Below are 21,594 nucleotides of genomic sequence, written 5' to 3' on the forward strand. Positions count from 1 at the left end.
ATGCTGGCCGGGGTGCTGTAAGGCGCGGCCGCGGCGACCGTCGGCTGCAGGATGTCCTGCCGGAGATAAGTGAAAAAATCAGCGATATCCGCCGCGGACAGGTCGCTGACCTGCTTACCCAGGGCCGCGAAAAAATCGCCCGGACGGGCAACGGTTGCGGCGATACCGGCGGCCATGGCGGCCGCGATTTCCCAGGCTGACGGCTCCTGCTCATCGCCGTCAGCAGCAGGCGCATTGAGAAAGGCGCGATCGACCGTACCCGCCGCGCGCGCCGCCGGCTTGCCCATAATACGGACGCTGGCGGAACCGCTGGTGATCACCGCCGCCGGTGGCCCGGTCAGGCCAAGTGCGCCGACAAGGCCGTCTGCCGCCGCGCCGGCAGCATTGCCCCAGCGCTCAGGAAACCCGCTGGCAATTGCGGCCACCGTAAGGCCAGTCCCCAGCGCGATCCCCGCACCGCTTGCCACCATGGCGGTACTGGCGATGAAAACCCCGGCGTAGATCGCGCCCTCCACCAGCCCACTGACAAAATCACTCAGTAACGAGCTGTGTACCAGCGGATCGTCAAGCCTGGCGGCAACGTAATCGGCCATGGTTCAGGCCTCCGCCACTGCGGGGGAAAACGTCTGGCGGATGGCCTGCCATGCCAGCAGTTGCTGTTCATTAAACTGGCCTGCAGTACTGAACGTGATTACCAGTAAATGATCCCTGCACCATGCCACCAGCAGCTTTTGATCGACCAGCACGCCCTGATTTTCAAAGCGCATCGCCACTTGCTGCGCAGGCAGATCGCCCAGCATGCTCTCCTCAGGCGACTGCGCGCTGAACTTTTTCATATCGCGCTTCACCTTTTGCAGTTGCTGCTGCAAAAAGGTATCCAGCTGATCGACCGTGATCTGCCAGTCGCGGGTCACCACCAGCGTCGCGCCTAAACTGGCCAGCGGCAGCACGGTCACACTCTGTTCCTGAACTGCGTCAGGCAGAGTAAGCATGCCCTCTGATAAGGCATATTGCACTGTCTGGCTCACAGGTTGCTCCCGGCATCTTTAATGATGAACACCTTGCTGACTTCTGCGGCAATCTCTGTCGGGCTTGGCGAGGGCGCTGCGACCGGAACGGGCTGGTTGATATTCAAATCCAGTATTCCGCCGGTGTTAATTTCACCCTGCCCTGAGGCGTTAATCTGAAAGTTTTTACACTGTAGTGAAATGGTGCCGTTGGGATTCATGTTCAGCAGGCTGTCACCGGTGACAAAAGTAATACCGCTGCTGGCCGCCAGCATAATGTTACTGTTCGACTTCAATATATAATCGGTACCGACTAACTCACTGCGGGCGTATTGCGTCTGCTGGGCGTACTGACCACTGACTTTGCTTTCGAAGCTTTTCTCCACGCTAAGGGTATGATTACCGCCAACAGAATGGGTTTCATCATTTTTGACACGGGTATCCATATTCCGCTCAGCCTGCATCCACAGCTGCTCTTCACCGCTCTTATCTTCAAAGCGCAAGGCGTTGGCATTATCCGGCGTACCGTTTTTACTGCGGCTGATAAAGCCCATTTGCGTTGCAGCGGCAGGCAGCGACCACGGCGGCATACTGGCTTCGTTATACACGCGGCCGGTGATAATCGGACGGTCCGGATCGCCATTGATAAAGTCGATCACCACCTCGTCACCGACGCGAGGGATCTGCACGCCGCCAAAGCCCTGACCCGCCCAGGCACTTGAGACGCGTACCCAGCAGGAGCTGGTATCGTCGCCTTTTGCCAGACGATCCCAATGGAATTTCACCTTCACGCGCCCGTATTTATCGGTCCAGATGGATTCGCCGTTCGGCCCCACTACCCGCGCAGTCTGAGGGCCATGAGTACGCGGCCACCCGGTGCGCTGCGGCGAGCGGAAAGTCACATCCGCCGGAATCACCACAAAGTTGATTTGATGCCGGTTGTCATTGTCGCCGCCACTGGCATAGGTGTTTTCCTGCAAGGCGTAGGAAGCTTTTACCACCAGATAATCACCGCTGTCACAGGGATAAGGGGGCTGGCTAAGGGTAAAGGTATAACCCGGCACAATTCCCAGCGCGGTGCCGACGGCGTCAATGCATTGATGCTTCGCCAGCCACTCTTCCTGACGAATGCGTGCATAAAATTCGCCGTGGCTGTGGTCAACAAAACGCCCCGGCCACTCATAGTAATCAATCTGCCCCGGCGACGGTGAAGATGGATTTTGCCGCGCCTGAAATAGCCAGGCATTCGGTTTACGGAAGTCGTAATCATCAATGCTGTAGATGCCCGGCATCACGTATTCGCTGATTGCCCATTGACCAATTCCTTGCTCGCTGGTGCTACCGCCCGACTCGCTGACGTGATAAGGGATCACCTCGTAACCCTGATACGGCTGGTGCTGCTGCGCGCTATCCATCAATACCAGCGTATGTTTGTCCGCTTCATGGCGGAAGAAATAGTAAATTCCTTCCAGCTCCATCAGGCGGGAGATAAAGCTGTAACTGTTTTCCTGGTACTGCACGCAGTATTGCCAGTTGCGATACTCGCCGGTCAGCTTGTCTTCAATGTTTACGCCATACTCACCCAGCAGCGTTTTGATAATATCCGGCACCCGCTGGTTCTGGAAAATACGCTGATTGCGGTCGCGTAACATCGGCCACAAATCCGACTCCATAACCAGCTTGTACACCGCGTAACGCATGCCATTAAGCTCGGTGCTCTGCACATTTACCGATGTGACTTTCCCATTGAGATAGCGCGGTGTGGCCAGCAGTCCCTGGGTGGGAATGGTGAGGGTAATTGGCTGGCCCAGCATCGCTTTGCGGTCAAGGCGTGCATTGGTACTGAGCAGGCTGACATCCAGCGAATAGGAGCGCGATAGCTCCTCAGTGCCGGTGAGTTTCCAGAAAAGCAGTTCTTCGACAGGAAACTGTACAGAAATGCGTTCATGCATAACGTTTCATCCATAAAATAATTCACTACCCCTGCTACGGGGAGTTCACCTGATCCTTCAGGGAGTCACTATTCATATCTTTTACGGGCAGGACACAATGCGCATTCCCGATACTTTACCGCTAGCCACGGTTTTTCGATTTGCAGAATGCTGCCTTGCGTTGTTTTAAACTAACCGCTGCGAAAGCGCAACGGTAAACATCATCCGTTGCACACCAGGCTTTTTAGTCAATAAAGACAGGGGTATTGCTCAATTTATTTCACTGAGGATTTTTTAAAAGCAGCACCTACCCCTGCCTGTCGTCGTCACAAGGACATTCAGGGTTCTGGTTTGGGGATATTGATGGGTGAGTCGTCAGGATGACGCCAGCGTTAAACCGCTTGATCGTAACTCAGCGACTCTTTCTGCACATGCGGAACCAGACGATCGTGCATAATTTTAATCGCATCGCCCAGCGCCATACTGCGCCCGGCCAGCGTAAGCTGACTTTGTGCCAGCAGACACAGTGCGGCATTCTCACCGGTTTCGACCACCAGCAGACGCGCCTGCTCGCCATTCTCGCACAGCTGAACCTTCACCATATCGCCTTCACCCGGTCGCCATTCAACATGGTGATAACTTTCAAAATGCCAGCTTTTCGGCATTAACGGCTTAAGGAAGCGGGTCGCCACCAGCGCATTCAGCACCAGCTCCGCGCGTTGATCGGCTTTCAGTCCGGCCAGGCGGCATTTTTCGTCAAAGTTGAAGAACTGCGCCGCATCGTCAACGCAAAAACCTGAGACGCTGAAAGCATCCGGGGTGAGCATTTTGCGCGGAAAACGGGAACGGAACAGCATACCATCTGCCAGATCGAGCATCATGCGGTCATGCTCTGCGTCAAAAAACCAACGCCAGTTGTCGTCAGGTTTGATTCTCATGGTACGCCCTTTAAGAAAAAAAGATTATGACTCTTGCCTGGAGTTTTGTATTCGAAACCTCTGCGGTAGCCGAAGGTGAAACGTAGCGGCAAAATGAATATAGACTAAATAATGACTAATCGGGATAAAATATAAACGAGCCAGCGGCAGAAATAAAGCCCCTGGCTGATTTAGCGGAGAATAGTATCAGAGGCAGGTCACAGTTGTGACACTATTTCCTTAATTAATGGCGGTCCTTTATAGATAAAACCAGAATATATTTGCACCAGCGTGGCCCCGGCAGCAATTTTTTCCCGCGCCGAAACCAGGGAATCAATACCGCCAACGCCAATAATCGGGATACGGCCTTGCAGCTCCTGCGCCAGTCGGCGAATCACTTCGGTGCTGCGTAACTGCACCGGACGACCGCTTAACCCTCCCGCTTCGTCACAATGTTTTAATCCGGCAACTAACGAACGGTCGAGGGTGGTATTGGTGGCGATCACGCCATCAATATTATGGCGCAGCAAACTTTCCGCTATTTGGATCAACTCTTCTTCAGAAAGATCCGGCGCGATCTTCACCGCCACAGGCACATATTTATGGTGCTTTTTCTCCAGTTCCTTCTGCTTTATTTTGATCGCATCCAACAGCTCGTCTAATGCTTCACCATATTGCAGCGTGCGCAAACCTGGGGTGTTCGGTGAGGAGATATTGATGGCGATATAACCAGCCCAGGGATAAACCTTCTCCATACAGATTAAATAATCGTCTTTGCCCTGTTCAACCGGGGTATCTTTATTCTTGCCGATATTGATACCCAGAATGCCGTCGAAATGCGCTTTTTTGACGTTCTCTACCAGATGATCAACGCCAAGATTATTGAATCCCATGCGGTTGATGATCCCTTCGGCCTCAACAATCCGGAACATGCGCGGCTTGTCGTTGCCCGCCTGCGGGCGCGGCGTTACGGTGCCGATCTCGATAAAACCAAAGCCCATCGCAGCAAAAGCGTCGATGCACTCGCCGTTTTTATCCAGTCCGGCGGCAAGCCCCAGTGGATTTTTAAACGTCAGTCCCATGCACTTTACCGGTTTATTCGGTAATTTCTGCCGGATAATGGCATTAAAAGGGGTGCCGGACAGTCGGCGCAACTGCTGAAAGGTCAGTTCATGCGCTCGCTCTGGATCGAGCTGAAACAACGCTTTACGAACGATGGGATAGTACATGCACTCTCCTGAATTCCCGATGCAAATCGGGGCAGTATTATCCGGGATAAATAACAGAAAAAACAGCATCTGAAACCAATCAGACGAAATAAAGGCAAACGTTTTCCCTCCCCGCGCCGTGGATTGCTCTCCTTATCTGAAAACTGGCTTAGATTTGCCGGATAAATCATTTAAACGCCCCTCCCTGCTCTGTCAGGATAGCTCCATCTGTTCTGAATTAAGTTTAATCAATAACTTTTAGTTATAAGGAGTGTTTATGCGCGTTATTAGTCTGGCGGGAAGCCCTCGCTATCCTTCACGCTCTACGGCGCTGTTAACCCTTTGCCAGGCGGCACTGGAAAAACGAGGAGTCGACGTGATTCCATGGAACCTGCATAACTTCCAGCCTGAAGATCTGCTTTACGCGCGTTTTGACTCTCCGGCACTGCTGGCATTAAAGGAAGATCTCGACAGCGCCGATGGCCTGATCGTGGCCACGCCAGTGTATAAAGCCTCTTTCTCCGGCGCGCTGAAAACCCTGCTGGACCTGCTGCCGGAACGCGCTCTCGAACATAAAGTGGTATTGCCACTGGCAACCGGCGGCACCATCGCGCATATGCTGGCGGTCGATTACGCCCTGAAGCCGGTACTGAACGCGCTGAAAGCGCAGGAAGTGCTGCACGGCGTGTTTGCCGATGATACGCAAATCACCCATTACGACCGTCACCCCGAGCTGAGCCAGGTGCTGGCCGCCCGCATCGATGATGCACTGGAGACGTTCTTCCACGCGCTGTCGCGTCGTCATCGCCCACTGGCTGCCGCGGTCTGAGGATAAAATCATGATAAAACGACTCCGCCATATGTTATCCGGTACTGCACTGACGGCTCTGCTGGCTTTTACCGGCAGCGCCAGTGCCGATGCCTCATCTCCGCAACAGTTTCGGATTGGCTACCAGAAAGGTTCGGTCAGCATGGTGCTGGCAAAATCGCATCAGCTGCTGGAGAAGCAGTTTCCTCACACCACCATTAAATGGGTCGAGTTTCCGGCTGGCCCGCAACTGCTGGAAGCGCTGAATGTCGGCAGTATCGATCTCGGCGGCACCGGCGATATTCCACCGCTGTTTGCTCAGGCTGCCGGAGCCGATCTGCTGTATGTCGGTTCAGAACCCGCCAAACCCAAGGCCGAAGTGATTCTGGTGCCGAAAGATAGCCCGTTGAAAAGCGTTGCCGATCTGAAAGGCCGTAAAGTCGCCTTCCAGAAAGGTTCCAGCTCCCATAATCTGCTGCTGCGTTCGCTGCAACAGGCGGGTCTGAACTTTAGCGATATCAAAGCAACGTATCTGACGCCAGCCGATGCCCGCGCCGCCTTTCAGCAGGGCGATGTCGATGCCTGGGCCATCTGGGACCCTTACTACTCTGCCGCGTTGTTGCAGGGCGATGTCCGGGTATTAAAAGATGGCACCGATATGAATCTGACCGGCTCTTTCTATCTCGCCGGACGCAGCTTTGCCGAAGCCAACGGCGGCTTTATTCGCCAGGTGCTGGAGACGTTCAGCCAGGCCGATGCGCTGACCCGTACCGATACCGAACAGAGTATCGACCTGCTGGCAAAAGCGATTGGCTTGCCGAAACCGGTGGTCGCCACCTACCTCAGCCATCGCCCGCCGACCGTGATTACGCCGGTCAGTGAGCAAACCGCCAAAGCGCAGCAACAAACTGCCGATCTGTTTTATCAAAATCGTTTAATGCCGGTGAAAGTCGATATCACCGATCGCATCTGGCACGACGCGCCAGCACATCAATAAGGAGCACATCATGAGTCTTTCCGTTTTCTGGTTTCTGCCTACTCACGGTGACGGCCATTATCTTGGCACAGGAGAAGGCGCACGTCCGGTCGATCACGGCTATTTACAGCAGGTCGCGCAAGCGGCTGACCGCCTCGGCTTTGGCGGCGTACTGATCCCGACCGGTCGCTCCTGCGAAGATGCCTGGCTGGTGGCGGCATCACTGATTCCGGTTACTCAGCGCCTGCGTTTCCTGGTGGCGCTGCGGCCGGGCGTGATCTCGCCGACGCAGGCTGCCCGTCAGGCCGCCACGCTCGATCGCCTTTCCAATGGGCGCACCTTATTTAACCTGGTGACCGGCGGTGATCCGGAAGAGCTGGCGGGCGATGGCGTGTTCCTCGACCACCGTGAGCGTTATGCCGAGTCGGCTGAATTTACCCGTGTCTGGCGTCGGGTGCTGGAAGGTGAAACTGTCGATTACGAAGGAAAGCACGTCCATGTGCGCGGTGCGCGCCTGATGTTCAAACCGGTACAGCAACCCCGTCCCCCTCTGTGGTTTGGCGGTTCATCGGATGTGGCGCAGGATCTGGCCGCCGAGCAGGTGGATGTCTATCTGACCTGGGGTGAGCCTCCGGCGCAGGTAAAAGAGAAAATTGAAACGGTGCGCGCCAAAGCAGCGGCCCAGGGCCGTACGGTACGCTTCGGCATTCGCTTACACGTGATCGTGCGTGAAACCAATGAAGAAGCCTGGCAGGCGGCGGATCGACTGATTTCGCATCTTGATGATGCCACCATCGCCAAAGCACAGCAGGCGCTGGCCCGCACCGACTCCGTCGGTCAGCAACGGATGGCGGCACTGCACGGCGGTCGTCGCGACAAGCTGGAGATCAGTCCGAATCTGTGGGCAGGCGTGGGTCTGGTGCGTGGCGGTGCCGGCACTGCGCTGGTTGGCGATGGCCCAACCGTGGCCGCGCGGATGCAGGAGTATGCCGATCTCGGCATTGAGACCTTTATTCTCTCCGGCTATCCGCATCTGGAAGAAGCGTACCGCGTCGGCGAGCTGCTGTTCCCGCATCTTGACCTGAACGTGCCGGAAATCCCGCAACCGCGCAAAGTCGCGGCGCATGGTGAAGCGGTCGCGCACGATTTTGCTCCGCAGAAAGTGTCACAGAGCTAAGAGGTCACGATGAGCAAACGATGGAATCGACTCGCTAATCAGCTTGCTCCCTGGGCGCTGCCAGTACTGCTGATTGTGGTGTGGCAAATCGCTTCTGAAACCGGACTGTTGTCGACACGCATTCTGCCTTCACCGGAAAATATCGTGATCACCTTCTGGCGGCTCTCCGCCAGCGGTGAGCTGTGGCAGCACCTGGCCATCAGTAGCTGGCGCGCGGTGATAGGTTTCAGCATCGGCGGATCGATTGGCCTGTTACTGGGGCTGATTACCGGTATGTCGCGCTGGGGTGAACGGTTGCTGGATACCTCGGTACAGATGCTGCGTAACGTGCCGCATCTGGCGCTGATCCCGCTGGTCATCCTGTGGTTTGGCATTGATGAGGCCGCGAAAATTTTTCTGGTGGCGCTCGGCACGCTGTTCCCGATCTACCTGAATACCTATCACGGTATTCGTAATGTCGATCGTGGACTGGTGGAGATGGCGCGCAGTTATGGTTTATCCGGCTGGAGCCTGTTTGTGCAGGTGATTCTGCCGGGTGCATTGCCGTCGATTATGGTGGGCGTGCGCTTTGGACTCGGCCTGATGTGGCTAACGCTGATTGTCGCGGAAACCATTTCAGCTAACTCAGGTATTGGCTATCTGGCGATGAACGCCCGCGAATTCCTGCAAACAGACATCGTGGTAGTGGCGATTATTCTTTATGCCCTGCTTGGCAAACTGGCTGACGTCAGTGCGCTGTTGCTTGAGCGTGTCTGGCTGCGCTGGCATCCGGCTTATCAACTGAAAGAGGAAAACGCATGAGCGAGTTACCCCCTTCTCCGGCGCGTCTCAATACCGGCACGCCGCTGGTGATAAATGGTGTCAGTAAACAGTACAGCGGTCGCACCATTCTGAACGATATCGATTTACATATTCCTTCCGGACAGTTTGTCGCGGTGGTTGGCCGCAGCGGTTGCGGTAAAAGTACTCTGCTGCGCCTGCTGGCCGGGTTGGAAACCACCAGCTCCGGCCAGTTACTGGCAGGCAGTACGCCGCTGAGCGAGTCGCGTGATGATACCCGCCTGATGTTTCAGGATGCACGTCTGCTGCCGTGGAAAAGTGTGATTGATAATGTCGGGCTGGGTTTACGCGGCAAGTCGTGGCGTAACGCGGCGCTGGAAGCACTGGATGCGGTGGGTCTGGCCGATCGCGCCAGCGAATGGCCCGCTGCCCTCTCGGGCGGACAGAAACAGCGTGTGGCGCTGGCGCGAGCACTGATTCATCGTCCAGGCCTGTTGCTGCTGGATGAGCCGTTAGGTGCGCTGGATGCGTTAACCCGTATTGAGATGCAAGACTTGATCGCGTCACTCTGGCAACAGCATCATTTTACTGTGTTGCTGGTCACTCATGACGTCAGCGAAGCGGTGGCGATGGCCGACCGGGTGCTGCTTATTGAGGAAGGTAATGTCGGGCTGGATTTAACCATCGACCTGCCGCGTCCACGGCGTCGCGGATCGGTCAGGCTGGCAGAGCTGGAGGCAGAAGTACTGGATCGGGTGATGAAACGCGCGCCGGCACAACCGGCAGCAGAAAAACGTTACGCACAGTGATAATAGTACTAATCACGATTAATATCAGGCATTTAGGCATAGGGCGGCATTCTCGCCGCCCGTGCCAGGATGATACAACCTGCATACCCTCAACACGGGCGTCGAGAACGACGCCCCTACAACAGATGCTGCTTACGCGTTTAACGCTTTGGTGATTTTCTCGTAGAGATCGCCAGAGAGTTTATCCAGCCCTTTCAGCTGCTCCAGCGCCTTACGCATTAATCCCTGACGCGTCGCATCATAACGTTTCAGCCGAATCAACGGCTCGATCACGCGTGCGGCAACCTGTGGGTTACGCGTATTGAGATCGGACAGAATCTCCACCAGGAACTGATAGCCACTGCCATCAATGGCATGGAATGCTGACGGGTTGGCCGAGGCAAACGCGCCAATCAGCGATCGCGTACGGTTTGGGTTGCTCAGGCTGAACGAGCGATGGTTCAGCAGTTCACGCACCCGCGACAGCACATCCGCCGCCGGGCTGGTGGCCTGCAAGATAAACCACTTATCCATTACCAGACCATCCTGGTGCCAGCGCTCGTCAAAGGCCGCCAGTAAGGCTTCACGGCATGGCAGCTGTGCAGCAACTGCCGCCGACATCGCCGCCAGCGCATCTGTCATATTGTTGGCATGCTGATACTGCGCGGTGACTAACTTCTCGCCCAGCGTCGCATCACCCAGTGCCAGATAACTCAGGCAGACATTTTTCAGCGAACGCTTGCCAATCTCCGCATGTTCAACCCGGTACTCCGTGCTTTGATTAGCGTAATAAACCGCCAGCAGCTCATCAGCCAGTTCCGTCGCCAGCGTACGCATCAGCGCATCGCGTACAGAAGAGATGGCTTCCGGATCGATGGTTTCAAACAGTTCAGCGATTTCGTTTTCACTCGGCAATGTCAGAATCAGCGCGGTCAGTGCCGGATCGCTGTTCTCTTCCAGCAGCACCGCGCGGAAGGCATCCGCAACATGCTGCGGCAGCGACAGTGGCTGGTCCTGCTGATGACGCGCGACATTCAGTTTGATATAGGTTGCCAGCAAACTCTGCGCCGCATCCCAGCGGGAGAAATCATTGCTGGCATGACGCATCAGGAAAGTCAGCTGCGCATCGCTCCAGTTGTAGTCCAGTTTCACCGGCGCAGAGAATTCGCGCAGCAGTGACGGCACCGGCTGGAAATAAACATTATCGAAGACAAACGTCTGGAAATCTTCAGTGATATTCAGCACGTTATGTACCGGATGGCCATTGTGCTGTAACGGGATCACTTTACCTTCACCATCGTACAGCTCGATATCCAGCGGAATATGCAGCGGCTGCTTCTCTTTTTGATCGGCAGTCGGTGGCGTCATCTGCGTCACATGCAGCGTGTACTGTTCCAGTTCCGGATTGTAGTCATCACGCACCGAAACCACTGGCGTACCGGACTGGCTGTACCAGCGACGGAACTGCGACAGGTCAACATTAGAAGCGTCTTCCATTGACTGCACAAAATCATCACAGGTCGCCGCGCTGCCGTCATGGCGCTCAAAATAGAGCTGCATGCCCTTCTGGAAATTCTCTTCGCCCAGCAGCGTGTGCAGCATCCGGATCACTTCCGACCCTTTCTCATAGACCGTCAGAGTATAAAAGTTATTCATCTCGATAACCTGCTCGGGACGAATCGGGTGCGCCATCGGGCTGGCATCTTCAGCAAACTGGGAACCGCGCATCACGCGCACATTATCAATACGGTTTACCGCACGGGAACCGAGATCCGAACTGAATTCCTGATCGCGGAACACCGTCAGCCCCTCTTTCAGGCTGAGCTGGAACCAGTCGCGGCAGGTCACACGGTTACCGGTCCAGTTGTGGAAATATTCATGACCGATCACCGCCTCAATACCGAGGTAGTCTTTGTCAGTCGCGGTTTCCGCTTTCGCCAGCACATATTTTGAGTTAAAGACGTTCAGGCCTTTATTCTCCATCGCCCCCATATTGAAGAAATCGACCGCGACAATCATAAAGATATCGAGATCGTATTCGAGGCCAAAGCGCTCTTCATCCCACTTCATGCTGTTTTTCAGCGAGGTCATCGCCCAGTCAGCACGATCAAGGTTGCCGCGATCAACATAGATCTCTAACGCCACATCACGGTTTGAGCGGGTGGTAAAGCTGTCGCGCAGCACGTCAAAATCACCAGCCACCAGCGCAAACAGGTAGCAAGGTTTCGGGAACGGGTCTTCCCACTTCATCCAGTGGCGACCATCCTCCATATTGCCGCCATCCAGGCGGTTACCGTTAGAGAGCAGGAAAGGATAGCGCGCCTGGTCAGCAATAATGGTGGTGGTAAAGCGCGCCAGCACATCCGGACGATCGAGATACCAGGTAATATGCTGGAATCCTTCCGCTTCACACTGGGTACATAACGCTTCACCCGATTTATACAGCCCTTCCAGCGCGGTATTCTGGTCCGGGTGGATATCGTTAACAATCTTCAGCGTGAAGTTTTCCGGCAGCTGATCGATGATCAGCGCGCCTTCCTGCAACTGATAGTGGCTCCACGGCTGGCCGTCAATCTCCAGCGAAATCAGCGTCAAATCTTCGCCGTCAAGGCGCAATGCAGCATCACTGGCACCTAACCGTTTGATGCGGCTGACCGCTGTCACGCGTGTCACGCTGGCATCAAGGTTGAAAGTCAGATCAATATCGGTAATGGTGTAATCAGGCGCACGATAATCATGGCGATTCTTAGCTTGAGGCTGTTGCGTCATAGAATTCTTCTCACGTCTTCAGAAAAAAGTTAATCGGTTCAAGTCTATTCCTGTTGCGCAAAGGTTGCCACGATGAATCACCGTGATTCGCAGCAAATTACACATTCTATTAACAATGGCACTTTTTACCCTCGACCTGACGGTCTGAATTGTGCTGTGATCGGGTTCAATAAATAAGTAATCCGGTTATACTTCTGGCTCTTGATTGAGACACTTTACTTACACCAAGGAAACGCTCCGCGCGCGAGAGGATGCTGAAACGCACCATGACACGACACGCTTCCCCGATATTGACCACGCTGCTTGATACTGATGCTTACAAGCTTCATATGCAGCAAGCCGTGTTTCATCGCTATAACGACGTTTTCGTCGCGGCGGAGTTTCGCTGCCGTGGTGACGACCTGCTGGGCATTTATGCAGATGAAATTTCTCAACAGATCGCGATGATGTCCGCGCTGGCGCTGAGCGACGAGGAGTACAACTACCTCGCCTCACTGCCGTTCTTCACAGCGGACTATCTCGACTGGCTGCGCGACTTCCGTTATGACCCGACGCAAGTGCGGGTGCGCAATCACCAGGGCAAACTGGATATCCGTATCACCGGCCCGTGGCGCGAAGTGATTATGTGGGAGGTTCCGCTACTGGCGCTGATCAGTGAAGTGGTGCATCGCCACCGTTCACCGCAGGTGACCACAGAGATGGCGGTGGAACATCTGCACAGCAAACTGGCGGCGTTTAACCGTCTGACGGCGGATATTGATCTGTCGCGCTTCAGACTGATGGATTTCGGCACCCGTCGCCGCTTCTCTGGTGAGGTGCAACTGGCTATCGTCAGTACCCTGAAGCAGCAGTTCCCGTGGCTGGTGGGTTCGAGCAACTATGAAATAGCCCGCAAACTCGATATCGCGCCAGTGGGCACCCAGGCGCATGAGTGGTTCCAGGCGCATCAGCAAATCAGCCCGGTACTGGCTAACAGTCAGCGTGCCGCCCTGCAGGCGTGGCTGGAAGAGTATGATGATCAGCTGGGTATCGCGCTCACCGACTGCATCACCATGGACGCTTTCCTGCGTGATTTCGGTAAGGGTTTCGCCAGCCGCTATCAGGGGCTGCGTCATGACTCGGGCGATCCGGTTGAATGGGGCGAGAAAGCTATCGCGCATTATCAGCGGCTGGATATTGACCCACTCAGCAAAACGCTGGTGTTTTCCGATAACCTCGATCTGGAAAAAGCGGTCAGCCTTTATCGCCACTTTGGCCAGCGCGTGAATCTGAATTTCGGTATCGGCACGCGCCTGACCTGTGATATCCCGCAGGTTAAGCCGCTGAATATCGTGATCAAACTGGTTGAGTGTAATGGCAAACCGGTAGCCAAACTTTCCGACAGTCCGGGTAAAACCATCTGTCAGGATCAGGCGTTTGTCCGCGCGTTACGTAAAGCCTTTGACCTGCCGCTGGTCAAAAAAGCCAGCTAAGAACTTCCGGGGACGTGCCACTTCGTCCCCGAACTCCCCGCTTTAGTGAATAAATCTCATCTGCTACCGCGAATTCTTCTTGTGTCCTGCCCGACGGCAAGTAACATAGCAATACCCTCAGATCCGGGGGTTATTAATTTTCAAATCAGAAACTAATAAAGAGAGAAATTTATGAGCGTAGTGCCTGTAGCGGATGTACTGCACGGCCGTGTCGCGGTTGACAGCGAAGTCACCGTACGTGGTTGGGTGCGTACCCGAAGAGATTCAAAAGCCGGTATTTCCTTTGTCGCCGTTTATGACGGTTCCTGCTTTAATCCCGTTCAGGCTGTCGTAAATAATTCTCTGAATAATTATCAGGAAGAAGTATTGCGCCTGACCACCGGTTGCTCAGTGATTGTCACCGGTAAAGTGGTGGCGTCGCCGGGTGAAGGCCAGAGCTTTGAAATTCAGGCGACGGCGGTAGAAGTGGTCGGCTGGGTTGACGATCCGGATACCTATCCGATGGCGGCAAAACGCCACAGCATCGAGTATCTGCGTGAAGTCGCGCACCTGCGCCCGCGTACCAACTTGATCGGTGCGGTTGCACGTGTACGCCATACGCTGGCGCAGGCACTGCATCGCTTCTTCCATGAGAACGGCTATTTCTGGGTGTCCACTCCGCTGATCACTGCATCCGATACCGAAGGTGCCGGTGAAATGTTCCGCGTATCGACGCTGGACCTGGAAAACCTGCCGCGCGACCCGCAGGGTAAAGTGGATTTCAGCGAAGACTTCTTTGGTAAAGAAGCTTTCCTGACGGTTTCTGGTCAGCTGAACGGTGAAACCTACGCCAGTGCGCTGTCTAAGATCTACACCTTTGGCCCAACCTTCCGCGCTGAGAACTCCAATACCAGCCGTCACCTGGCTGAATTCTGGATGCTGGAGCCGGAAATCGCTTTCGCCGATCTGAACGATGCCGCAGCACTGGCAGAAGCGATGCTGAAGTATGTGTTTAAAGCGGTGCTCGAAGAGCGTGCCGACGATATGGCCTTCTTTGCCGAGCGCGTCGATAAAGATGCGGTAGCTCGCCTGGAACGCTTTGTCACTACGGATTTCGCTCAGGTGGATTACACCGATGCCGTCAATATTCTGCTGGCTTCCGGCAAGAAATTTGAGAACGATGTTTCCTGGGGTATCGACCTCTCCTCTGAACATGAACGTTACCTTGCAGAGCAGCACTTCAAAGCGCCAGTGGTAGTGAAAAACTATCCGAAGGACATTAAAGCCTTCTATATGCGCCTGAACGAAGATGGCAAAACAGTTGCCGCGATGGACGTTCTGGCACCGGGTATTGGCGAAATTATCGGTGGTTCACAACGTGAAGAACGTCTGGATGTGCTGGATGCGCGTCTCGAAGAAATGGGCCTGAATAAAGAAGATTACTGGTGGTATCGCGACCTGCGTCGCTATGGCACCGTGCCTCACTCAGGTTTTGGCTTAGGTTTCGAACGTTTAATCGCTTATGTCACCGGCGTACAAAATGTAAGAGATGTTATCCCGTTCCCTCGTACACCACGTAACGCCAGCTTCTGATTTTCGGCATTAAATATAAGAAATTCATATATATAAAAAGGTCAGCCTCGCTGACCTTTTTTTATTTTTGTAATTTTAGAGTTGTCTCACAAAGTTCCGTATATTTTACATTTTGTAATACATATTTTCCTTTTGTAACCAGATTAGGAGATTAGTAGCATTTTCGAGGTGGATTAACCGTGCTTTGAATGGAAAGATGCCTGCAGACACAGGAAGACACCAAACTCTCTTCGTAGTTCTGTAAAGAATTATTGACGGCAGTGGCAGGTGTCCGAATAAACTCCAATGAGGGTAATAATAAATGATGAAGCGCAACATTCTTGCAGTGGTAATTCCAGCTCTGTTGGCTGCAGGCGCAGCAAACGCAGCAGAAATCTATAATAAAGATGGCAACAAACTGGATCTGTACGGTAAAGCAGTTGGCCTGCACTACTTCTCTAAAGATGACGGTAATGACGGCGACAACTCTTATGTTCGTTTCGGCTTCAAAGGTGAAACTCAGATTTCTGACCAACTGACCGGTTACGGCCAGTGGGAATACAACGTTCAGGCTAACAACTCTGAAGGCTCTGATGCACAAGACGGCAACAAAACCCGTCTGGGCTTTGCCGGTCTGAAATTCGGCGACGCGGGTTCTTTCGACTACGGTCGTAACTACGGCGTCGCTTATGATGCCATCGCATGGACTGACATGCTGCCAGAATTCGGTGGTGATTTCGGCTTCTCCGACACCATGACCAGCCGTACTACCGGCGTGGCGACCTACCGTAACACCAACTTCTTCGGCCTGGTTGATGGCTGGGATTTCGCAGTACAGTACCAGGGTAAAAACGACCGTGAAGACATCCGTCGTGCGAATGGTGATGGCTGGGGTATCTCCTCTTCTTACGTTTCTCCAGTCGGTGTTGGCATCGTGGGTGCATACTCAAGCCAGGATCGTACCGAGCGTCAGAACACCGGTGCAACCACTCTTGGTCGTGGCGACCGTGCAGAAGTTTGGGCAGCTGGCGTGAAATATGACGCGAACAACATCTACCTGGCAGCAACCTACGGTGAAGGCCGTAACGCAACGCCAATCAGCGGCACCCGCAACGGTACCGAGGTTTCTGGTTTTGCTAACAAATCCATCACTACCGAAGCGGTTGCTCAGTACCAGTTCGATTTCGGTCTGCGCCCATCCCTGGCATATGTGCAGGGCAAAGCTAAAGACGTAGAAGGCATTGGCGATGCAGATATCTACAAATATGTTTCTGTAGGTACCACTTACTACTTCAACAAAAACATGTCTACCTATGTTGATTACCGTATCAACCTGCTGAAAAACGACAACGCGTTGGGTCTGGCTGACGACGATATCGTAGGCCTGGGTCTGGTATACCAGTTCTGATTGCCTGCAATTTATCGCAAGCTGGATAAAAAAACGGAGCCGAAAGGCTCCGTTTTTGTTTATCACGCTTTGCCTCAGAGCCTGCTGCAATAAGGTTCACCCGCCTGATTTGACCACCGCTCCCGCTTCCCGGGTCAAACCCAAAATCACGGTGAGATCTGCGTAGTTCTTTTTGTCGCAAACGGTTGGCATTTGCCCGTTCTGGCGTTAACCTGAGAACTCAATTCGCTTTAGATTAAGCTTACGGACCCTCTCATATGTTTGAAAACATTGCAGCTGCACCCGCCGACCCGATTCTTGGTTTAGCCGATCTTTTCCGTGCCGACGACCGTCCCAATAAAATCAATCTCGGCATTGGTGTGTACAAGGATGAAACCGGAAAAACACCTGTTCTGACCAGCGTGAAGAAAGCGGAACAGTATCTGCTGGAAAACGAAACCACTAAAAACTACCTGAGCATTGATGGCCTGGCTGATTTCGGTCACTGCACTCAGGAGCTGCTGTTTGGTAAAGGCAACGAGATTATCACCAGCAAACGTGCGCGCACTGCGCAAACCCCTGGCGGTACCGGTGCGCTGCGTGTGGCCGCAGACTTCCTCGCTAACCAGACGGCCGTTAAACGCATCTGGGTAAGTAACCCGAGCTGGCCGAACCATAAAAATGTGTTCGAATCTGCTGGCCTGGAAGTGTGTGAGTACAATTACTACGATGCGGAAAACCATCAGCTGAATTTCGACGGTATGGTTGCCAGCCTGCGTGAAGCGAAAGCGGGTGACGTGGTGCTGTTCCACGGCTGCTGCCATAACCCAACCGGCATCGACCCAACCGCAGAACAGTGGGCGCAGCTCTCGGAACTGTCACAGGCCAGTGGCTGGTTACCGCTGTTTGACTTCGCCTATCAGGGCTTTGCGCGTGGACTGGAAGAAGATGCTGAAGGCCTGCGCATTTTCGCCGCCAGCCATCAGGAGCTGATCGTTGCCAGCTCTTACTCCAAGAACTTTGGTCTGTATAATGAGCGCGTCGGTGCATTTACGTTGGTAGCGGCCGATGCGGCCATTGCTGATGTCTCCTTCAGCCAGGTAAAAGCCACCATTCGTGCCAACTACTCTAACCCGCCGGCTCACGGTGCGGCAGTGGTTGCCACTATCCTCGGTAATGACGCTCTGCGCGCCATCTGGGAGCAGGAACTGACCGATATGCGTCAGCGTATTCACCGTATGCGTCAACTGTTTGTAAATACCCTGCAAGAGAAAGGGGCAGATCGTGATTTCAGCTTTATCATCAATCAAAACGGTATGTTCTCATTCAGCGGCCTGACCAAAGATCAGGTCGTGCGCCTGCGTGAAGAGTTTGGTGTTTATGCGGTGAATTCCGGACGCGTTAACGTTGCCGGTATGACGCCAGATAATATGGCACCACTGTGCGAAGCGATTGTGGCGGTGCTGTAAATAATACCCAGGGGCGGCGCTGTCGCCGCACCCGTGCCGAACAGTAGGGGCGGCGAGAACGCCGCCCGTGCTGAGGGTTAGCATCCCGCATGCCATCAGGACGGGAGCCGAAAACGGCGCCCCTACGTAAAATCAGCGGGACAGCTATTGCAGGAAAGGATTGCTGACTCGTTCATGACCGAGCGTCGACATCGGTCCATGGCCTGGAATAAAGGTCACATCATCGCCCAGCGGCAGCAGCTTATCCCGGATGGAATCAATTAACGCCTGATGGTCGCCCTGCGGGAAATCGCTGCGGCCGACACCACCATTGAAAATCACATCGCCAGAAACCAGCAGACGACCCACCGCATCAAAGAATACAATATGACCCGGCGTGTGCCCCGGGCAATGCAGGACATCGAGCCTGATCTGCCCTACTTCGACCGTTTCGCCTTCTTCCAGCCAGCGATCCGGCGCCAAAGGCGCGCACTCTGCCAGGCCAAACATACGGCTCTGCGCAGGCAAACCGTCCAGCCAGAAAGCATCGCGCTTTTGTGGGCCAATAATTTTCACCGCATAATGCGCGGCAAGTTCAGCAGCGGCACCGACGTGGTCGAGATGCCCATGAGTCAGTAGAATCTGCGTGACGGTTACGCCCTGCTCAGCCACGGCTTGCTTAATTTTCTCAGCGTCACCGCCCGGATCGACAATAGCGGCTTGTTGCGTTTCCGCACACCAAATCAACGAGCAGTTCTGAGCGAATGCCGTGACGGGAATAATGTGATAATCCATAACACTCCGTTACCGGCCAACACAGGGTTGCCGGAATTTCTCTTAATTACCAGGTTCTTACCGGCCCGGTATCAATGTGCACAAAGTCACTGCTGGGGTAGTATCCTACACCACCTGCGCGCATTTTTAATGCCGCTTTGCGTACATTGCTTAGAGAAACGCCTTCAATATGGAAATCCATCGCCTGACCCAGCGTGTGATAGCTGTGTTTTGCCACCCCTTTGCTGTGCGAACGCAATTCATTATTGGTCGCCAGCGAACGGTAACCGGAAATCAGCTGCACCGGTTTACGGGTTTCCAGCATCGCCTGCAGGCGGTAGAGCTGATCAAAGAGTTTAGGATCGATGCTCTTCACTTTATTCGCCCGATAATCACGGAAAAAGTGATTCAGACGCGATAACTCATCTTTGTCGTAGCTTTTACCATTAAAAAACTCAGTTTTAAGCGTTTCACCGGTATGAAGGTTACTGAGGGTAAGCACACGAGGACGAGGGGTGGAAAGCGTAGCAAATGCCTGACCTGGCAGCAGCGCTAAACCACAAGCTGCTCCGCCTAATGCCAGTAACTTACGGCGTTGAGAATCGAATTTATCCATGAAATGCTGTTACCTGAATGTAAAAACCGAAAACGTGCAAAAACCACACAAGGCCGAACCATAACCGCCGTATAGCCATCCGTCAACCCACCAGCCAGTAAACTGCGAGGAGTATTCACCCGGCACCGCGCAGACAGTAAAAAGCCGGGACATTGCCCGGCTCTGTTTGTTGCTGAATTTTCAACTATTAGAGTAACAGCTGCCCGGCACGCGCCAGCACCTGAGAGCCGGAACGCGCAGTGGCATCATAATTGTAAATATCTGTACGAAACTGCGGCTTACCGTCATCGGCAACCCAGGCGGTCAGATAATAGAGATTGACCGGAATACGATGACGAATAGAGACAAAGCGTGTATTCCCCTCTTTCAGGGTGCTGGAGATACGGCTATCGTTCCAGCCTGCATCCTGCAACAGCAGATTGGCTAGATCAGACGCCTTGTTCACTCGCACACAGCCGGAGCTCAGCGCGCGGATATCCTTCTGGAACAGGTTATGGTTCGGCGTGTCATGCAGATAGATAGCATCTGAACTTGGCATATTGAATTTATAGCGTCCCAGCGAGTTTGCGCTGCCTGGTGCCTGGCGCAGGCGGTAAGGGAACGAGGCAGCCGATACCATACTCCAGTCAATCATTGACGGGTCGATAACTTCAGCATCATTGCTCCAGCCCGATAACAGCGTGTAACCGTGTTTATAGAGATAAGACGGGTCGCGTTTTACCTTTGGAATAATATCCTGTCGCACCAACGATGTTGGCACATTCCACGGCGGGTTTAACACCACATTGTTCAGCGCGCTGCGCATTAACGGGGTTTTTCGATCTGGCCGACCGACAATCACCCGGGAAGAGAGAATTTCATTGCCTTCTGAATAGTAAATAAGTGAATAGTTAGGAATATTCACCATGATGCCGTTATGCATATCATCCGGCAGCAGTCGCAGGCGCTGAATATTCAGTGCCAGCAGCGAAGCACGCAGTTGCGGCGAGACATTTAACCACTCGCGGGTACGTGGACCAATCGCGCCATCAGACGCTAAACCCTGCCACTGCTGAAAGCGCTTCAGCCCTTCCACCAGTTCCGGCGAATAGATATTGGCCGACGTGGTACTGGTAGCCTGCGGCAGAAGATTACTGCTTTGTTCCGGCGTATTGACGGGCAAATCGGCCACATTAGTGGCTGATGGGCTGACAGCAACCGCGGCCTGATCAACCGGTTGTGGGGGTTCCGCGTTATCACTCAGCATACCGGTGCGCTGCAAAATTTCGCGCAGTGCCGGCACATCCTGACTGATTTGGCCTGGTCGTAAGGTCTGCTTATCCCTCAGCTGCGGCCAGGGCCGGTTATCCGCCAGCATGGTTTTCAGCGCCTGATGCATACGCGTATATTGCGGATGCTGTGGAGCCAGTGACACCACAAAGGTATTTAACCCCCCGGCATCAGCGGCCGTCTGCCACTGATTGATGACTGAAACCGGCGGCAGCGTCATTTTGTAGGGCACATTACTGTATAACCACTTTTCTCCCTGAACCGGTACGCTGGAGACAAACTGCAAATAGCCCAGCATCGCATCAGACAGAATGATATCCCGTGCCAGCCCGGTAATTTCAGGATCGGTTAACTGTTGTATCCATTGGGTAAACTGCGGTTGCACGCCCGAAATAGCCACTTCTGCCAGCTGCTGTTGAAATTGCTGTACCGCTTCACGATCCTGCCACAACGGCTGCATATCACGTGCGGCATAGAGGGATGCCAGCGAGCCCAGATAGAAGGGTTTGACGGAATGCGGCAGCGCCGCAAGGATTTGCGACTGGCTCTGCGCGGCCGTCATAATACTACTGGCCGACGAAGCCGGCAGTGGAGAATTTATCGCAGCGGTAGCACTGTACACCTGGGCAAGGCAAAGCACGATACAACACCCTAAGGACGCTTTTTTTAAATTAACTCGGTTTGCCAGCAACATCCTTTGCCCCCTGTGAATTCTG

Annotated in this window: 16 protein-coding genes and 2 pseudogenes; 9 read left to right on the forward strand and 9 right to left on the reverse strand. The window is 54.0% G+C overall.

Annotated features, from left to right (window positions below; translation table 11 throughout):
- From NG42_RS23065 to pyrD, 5 genes and pseudogenes are all read right to left on the reverse strand, one after another.
- Positions 1–593: pseudogene (locus tag NG42_RS23065) on the reverse strand (RHS repeat-associated core domain-containing protein); the annotation flags it as partial.
- Positions 594–596: 3 nt separating this feature from the next.
- Positions 597–1,028 (reverse strand): DcrB-related protein, encoded by a 432-nt coding sequence (locus NG42_RS00020; RefSeq protein ID WP_052788931.1) that lies wholly within the window; start codon positions 1,026–1,028, stop codon positions 597–599.
- Positions 1,025–2,959, reverse strand: a complete 1,935-nt coding sequence (locus tag NG42_RS00025) for a type VI secretion system Vgr family protein (RefSeq protein WP_052791921.1) — start codon at positions 2,957–2,959, stop codon at positions 1,025–1,027. The genes NG42_RS00020 and NG42_RS00025 overlap by 4 nt, the downstream gene beginning before the upstream one ends.
- Positions 2,960–3,330: 371 nt before the next feature.
- Positions 3,331–3,876, reverse strand: a complete 546-nt coding sequence (locus NG42_RS00030) for a cell division protein ZapC (protein ID WP_052792720.1) — start codon at positions 3,874–3,876, stop codon at positions 3,331–3,333.
- 197 nt (positions 3,877–4,073) lie between these two features.
- Positions 4,074–5,084, reverse strand: coding sequence for a quinone-dependent dihydroorotate dehydrogenase (pyrD, locus tag NG42_RS00035; RefSeq protein ID WP_052896508.1), 1,011 nt, complete (start codon positions 5,082–5,084; stop codon positions 4,074–4,076).
- Between the two features lie 256 nt (positions 5,085–5,340).
- On the opposite strand from pyrD, the gene ssuE reads away from it, so the two are divergent.
- Genes ssuE through ssuB form a run of 5 tightly spaced genes read left to right on the forward strand, consistent with a single transcriptional unit; the run spans position 5,341 to position 9,613 of the window.
- Positions 5,341–5,892: an NADPH-dependent FMN reductase gene (gene ssuE, locus NG42_RS00040; protein ID WP_052896509.1), complete on the forward strand. Its 552-nt coding sequence runs from the start codon at positions 5,341–5,343 to the stop codon at positions 5,890–5,892.
- Positions 5,893–5,902: 10 nt separating this feature from the next.
- Complete coding sequence (locus NG42_RS00045) at positions 5,903–6,868, forward strand: sulfonate ABC transporter substrate-binding protein (protein ID WP_052896510.1); 966 nt, start codon at positions 5,903–5,905, stop codon at positions 6,866–6,868.
- Positions 6,869–6,878: 10 nt separating this feature from the next.
- A complete protein-coding gene (ssuD, locus tag NG42_RS00050; protein WP_052896511.1) occupies positions 6,879–8,024 on the forward strand; it encodes an FMNH2-dependent alkanesulfonate monooxygenase in 1,146 nt (381 codons plus the stop codon).
- Positions 8,025–8,033: 9 nt separating this feature from the next.
- Positions 8,034–8,825 (forward strand): aliphatic sulfonate ABC transporter permease SsuC, encoded by a 792-nt coding sequence (gene ssuC / locus NG42_RS00055; protein ID WP_052896512.1) that lies wholly within the window; start codon positions 8,034–8,036, stop codon positions 8,823–8,825.
- Positions 8,822–9,613: an aliphatic sulfonates ABC transporter ATP-binding protein gene (ssuB, locus tag NG42_RS00060; RefSeq protein ID WP_052896513.1), complete on the forward strand. Its 792-nt coding sequence runs from the start codon at positions 8,822–8,824 to the stop codon at positions 9,611–9,613. The genes ssuC and ssuB overlap by 4 nt, the downstream gene beginning before the upstream one ends.
- A 132-nt stretch (positions 9,614–9,745) precedes the next feature.
- On the opposite strand, the gene pepN is transcribed toward ssuB, so the two are convergent.
- Complete coding sequence (pepN, locus tag NG42_RS00065; protein WP_052896514.1) at positions 9,746–12,361, reverse strand: aminopeptidase N; 2,616 nt, start codon at positions 12,359–12,361, stop codon at positions 9,746–9,748.
- Between the two features lie 266 nt (positions 12,362–12,627).
- On the opposite strand from pepN, the gene pncB reads away from it, so the two are divergent.
- From pncB to NG42_RS00085, 4 genes are all read left to right on the forward strand, one after another.
- Entirely contained in the window at positions 12,628–13,833 is a 1,206-nt protein-coding gene (gene pncB / locus NG42_RS00070) for a nicotinate phosphoribosyltransferase (protein ID WP_052896915.1), read from the forward strand.
- 171 nt (positions 13,834–14,004) lie between these two features.
- Positions 14,005–15,405: an asparagine--tRNA ligase gene (gene asnS, locus NG42_RS00075; RefSeq protein WP_052896515.1), complete on the forward strand. Its 1,401-nt coding sequence runs from the start codon at positions 14,005–14,007 to the stop codon at positions 15,403–15,405.
- Between the two features lie 301 nt (positions 15,406–15,706).
- Entirely contained in the window at positions 15,707–16,792 is a 1,086-nt protein-coding gene (gene ompF / locus NG42_RS00080) for a porin OmpF (protein WP_052896516.1), read from the forward strand.
- Between the two features lie 257 nt (positions 16,793–17,049).
- Positions 17,050–18,240 (forward strand): amino acid aminotransferase, encoded by a 1,191-nt coding sequence (locus NG42_RS00085; RefSeq protein WP_052896517.1) that lies wholly within the window; start codon positions 17,050–17,052, stop codon positions 18,238–18,240.
- Between the two features lie 144 nt (positions 18,241–18,384).
- Here the strand turns inward: NG42_RS00085 and NG42_RS00090 are convergent, their stop codons facing one another.
- From NG42_RS00090 to ldtD, 3 genes and pseudogenes are all read right to left on the reverse strand, one after another.
- Complete coding sequence (locus NG42_RS00090; protein ID WP_052896518.1) at positions 18,385–19,014, reverse strand: MBL fold metallo-hydrolase; 630 nt, start codon at positions 19,012–19,014, stop codon at positions 18,385–18,387.
- 46 nt (positions 19,015–19,060) lie between these two features.
- Entirely contained in the window at positions 19,061–19,609 is a 549-nt protein-coding gene (gene mepK, locus NG42_RS00095) for a peptidoglycan L,D-endopeptidase MepK (RefSeq protein ID WP_052896519.1), read from the reverse strand.
- A 187-nt stretch (positions 19,610–19,796) separates the two neighbouring features.
- Positions 19,797–21,431: pseudogene (gene ldtD / locus NG42_RS00100) on the reverse strand (L,D-transpeptidase); the annotation flags it as partial.
- Positions 21,432–21,594 lie beyond the last annotated feature (163 nt).

Source organism: Winslowiella iniecta, from assembly GCF_001267535.1.
GTDB classification, from domain to species: domain Bacteria; phylum Pseudomonadota; class Gammaproteobacteria; order Enterobacterales; family Enterobacteriaceae; genus Erwinia; species Erwinia iniecta.

Bases quoted from the DNA above. Each gene is read 5' to 3' on its own strand.
- pyrD (WP_052896508.1), bottom strand. From the start codon at position 5,084: ATGTACTATCCCATCGTTCGTAAAGCGTTGTTTCAGCTCGATCCAGAG.
- NG42_RS00030 (WP_052792720.1), bottom strand. From the start codon at position 3,876: ATGAGAATCAAACCTGACGACAACTGGCGTTGGTTTTTTGACGCAGAG.
- ssuB (WP_052896513.1), top strand. From the start codon at position 8,822: ATGAGCGAGTTACCCCCTTCTCCGGCGCGTCTCAATACCGGCACGCCG.
- ssuE (WP_052896509.1), top strand. From the start codon at position 5,341: ATGCGCGTTATTAGTCTGGCGGGAAGCCCTCGCTATCCTTCACGCTCT.
- NG42_RS00045 (WP_052896510.1), top strand. From the start codon at position 5,903: ATGATAAAACGACTCCGCCATATGTTATCCGGTACTGCACTGACGGCT.
- pepN (WP_052896514.1), bottom strand. From the start codon at position 12,361: ATGACGCAACAGCCTCAAGCTAAGAATCGCCATGATTATCGTGCGCCT.
- ompF (WP_052896516.1), top strand. From the start codon at position 15,707: ATGATGAAGCGCAACATTCTTGCAGTGGTAATTCCAGCTCTGTTGGCT.
- ssuC (WP_052896512.1), top strand. From the start codon at position 8,034: ATGAGCAAACGATGGAATCGACTCGCTAATCAGCTTGCTCCCTGGGCG.
- mepK (WP_052896519.1), bottom strand. From the start codon at position 19,609: ATGGATAAATTCGATTCTCAACGCCGTAAGTTACTGGCATTAGGCGGA.
- ssuD (WP_052896511.1), top strand. From the start codon at position 6,879: ATGAGTCTTTCCGTTTTCTGGTTTCTGCCTACTCACGGTGACGGCCAT.
- NG42_RS00085 (WP_052896517.1), top strand. From the start codon at position 17,050: ATGTTTGAAAACATTGCAGCTGCACCCGCCGACCCGATTCTTGGTTTA.
- pncB (WP_052896915.1), top strand. From the start codon at position 12,628: ATGACACGACACGCTTCCCCGATATTGACCACGCTGCTTGATACTGAT.
- NG42_RS00025 (WP_052791921.1), bottom strand. From the start codon at position 2,959: ATGCATGAACGCATTTCTGTACAGTTTCCTGTCGAAGAACTGCTTTTC.
- asnS (WP_052896515.1), top strand. From the start codon at position 14,005: ATGAGCGTAGTGCCTGTAGCGGATGTACTGCACGGCCGTGTCGCGGTT.
- NG42_RS00090 (WP_052896518.1), bottom strand. From the start codon at position 19,014: ATGGATTATCACATTATTCCCGTCACGGCATTCGCTCAGAACTGCTCG.